The sequence below is a fragment of the Luteimonas sp. A277 genome (genome assembly GCF_054052045.1).
The window spans coordinates 1-2,009 of record NZ_JBSVRG010000025.1 but is presented as its reverse complement, the minus strand read 5'-3'; the positions used below and the strand labels follow the sequence as shown (position 1 = coordinate 2,009).

General features: G+C 68.6%; 1 pseudogene. It reads left to right on the top strand.

The features are described from left to right. Positions 1-2,009, top strand: a pseudogene (locus ACW7G2_RS14005) (ESPR-type extended signal peptide-containing protein); the annotation flags it as partial.

Sequence of the window (2,009 nt, the reverse complement as noted above, 5' to 3'; positions counted from 1 at the left end):
TCGGATGCCATGGCGGATGGCGACTACGCCACGGCCATGGGCTCCGGAGCGAGCGCGTTCGAACAAGGCGCCTCGGCCTTTGGCAGCGTGGCTTATGCCTATGGACAGGACGCCACGGCGGTTGGCTACGGCGCGTCCGCCGACGGAGAAAGCACGCTGGCACTGGGCGCCTACGCCCAGGGCAGCGCTGATTACGCGGTGGCAGTGGGTGCGGAGAGCGTGGCCGAAGGCCTGTTCTCGACGGCCACCGGTGCTGCAGCCATGGCCACCGGAGACGGCAGCGTGGCATCCGGCTCCCTGAGCGCGGCCTCTGGCGAAGAGGCGACAGCGGTTGGCTTCTGGGCCGAAGCAACGGGTGACGTGGCCACGGCGCTGGGCGCCGAGTCGCTGGCATCCGGAGAGCAGTCCACCGCTGGCGGCTTCCGCAGCGCGGCGATGGGACTGGCCAGTTCCGCCTATGGCGGCTACAGCGTTGCGTCTGCAACGGGCGCGACTGCGCTCGGTTACGGCGCGGAAGCAGTAGCGGGTTACGCCACCGCGGTGGGCACGGGGGCGTGGGCCACAGGTGAGTCCAGCGTGGCCGTGGGTGAGTACAGCGAGGCGCTGGGCCTGGAAAGCGTGGCCGTGGGCGGCACCGTCTTCGGCTTCATCCCCACCCAGGCGTCTGGCGAGGGCACCACGGCGATGGGTGCCGGGGCCTGGGCCACCGGTGACTATGCGACTTCGATGGGCTGGATCAGCAGTGCGGATGGGGAGAATTCCACTGCAGTGGGTGCAGCGTCCTGGGCCGAGGCCGATGACAGCACGGTGCTCGGCTACGGCGCCTACGCGTCTGCCGCCAACAGCGTTGCACTGGGTGCCGGCTCGATGGCTGATCGCGAAGACAGCGTGTCCGTGGGCTGGGCAGGCAATGAGCGCCAGATCACCAACGTGGCGGCCGGTACCGAGGGCACCGATGCGGTGAATCTGGACCAGCTCAATGCCGTCGCCGAGGTGGCTGACAACACCAGCAAGTACTTCAAGGCAACCGGTAGTGAAAACAGCGATGCGGGGGCCTGGGCGGACGGTGATGACGCTACGGCCGCCGGCGAAGCCAGCAACGCGTTTGCTGATGGTGCGTCGGCTTATGGTGCCGGTTCCATCGCCATGGCTGATCAAGCCACGGCGGTCGGCTTCAATGCGGTTGCCGACGGCGTGAACTCGGTGGCGCTGGGTGCGTTTGCCCAGGCATCCGGTGAGTCCAGCGTTGCCGTGGGTAACGGTGCATACGCGAGTGAGATCGGGACGACGGCGACCGGCGCCGGTGCGGTGGCCGAAGGTCCCTACGCAACTGCGACCGGCTCGGAAGCAGTGGCCACGGGCCAGCAGGCGACGGCGACGGGCTTCCGCAGCGAAGCGACCGGCGATGCCGCGTCTGCTTACGGCGGCTACACCGTGGCAGGCGGATTCGGTGCTTCCGCCCTGGGCTACGGCGCAGAGGCTTTGGCAGACGGTGCGACGGCGGTGGGCTTTGCTTCCAACGCCAGCGGCGAGTCTTCGGTGGCGGTGGGTGAGGGTGCCAACGCCAGCGGTTACAACAGCGTGGCGGTGGGCGGCTCGAGCTTCTCCGGCCTGCTGCCGACCGAGGCGACGGGTGATTACGCCACCGCGGTAGGCGCGGCGGCTTATGCGCCGGGCTACAACAGTACTGCGCTGGGTGCCTGGTCGATGGCGTCCGGAGACGAGTCTGTGGCGCTGGGTGCCGACGCATACGCGACGGGGGCAAACTCGGTGGCACTGGGCGTGGGCTCGGAAGCCGACCGTGACAACACGGTGTCGGTGGGCTCGGCTTTCGACCAGCGCCAGATCACCAACGTGGCCGACGGCACTGAGGCGACGGACGCAGTGAACGTGGGCCAGCTGGAAGAAGCAACGGCGTACAACCAGTACTTCCGCGCGACCGGCGAGGGCGAGGCTCTGGCCTTCGGTGAGGACTCCACGGCATCGGGCTCGGATGCCTTTGCCGAGGG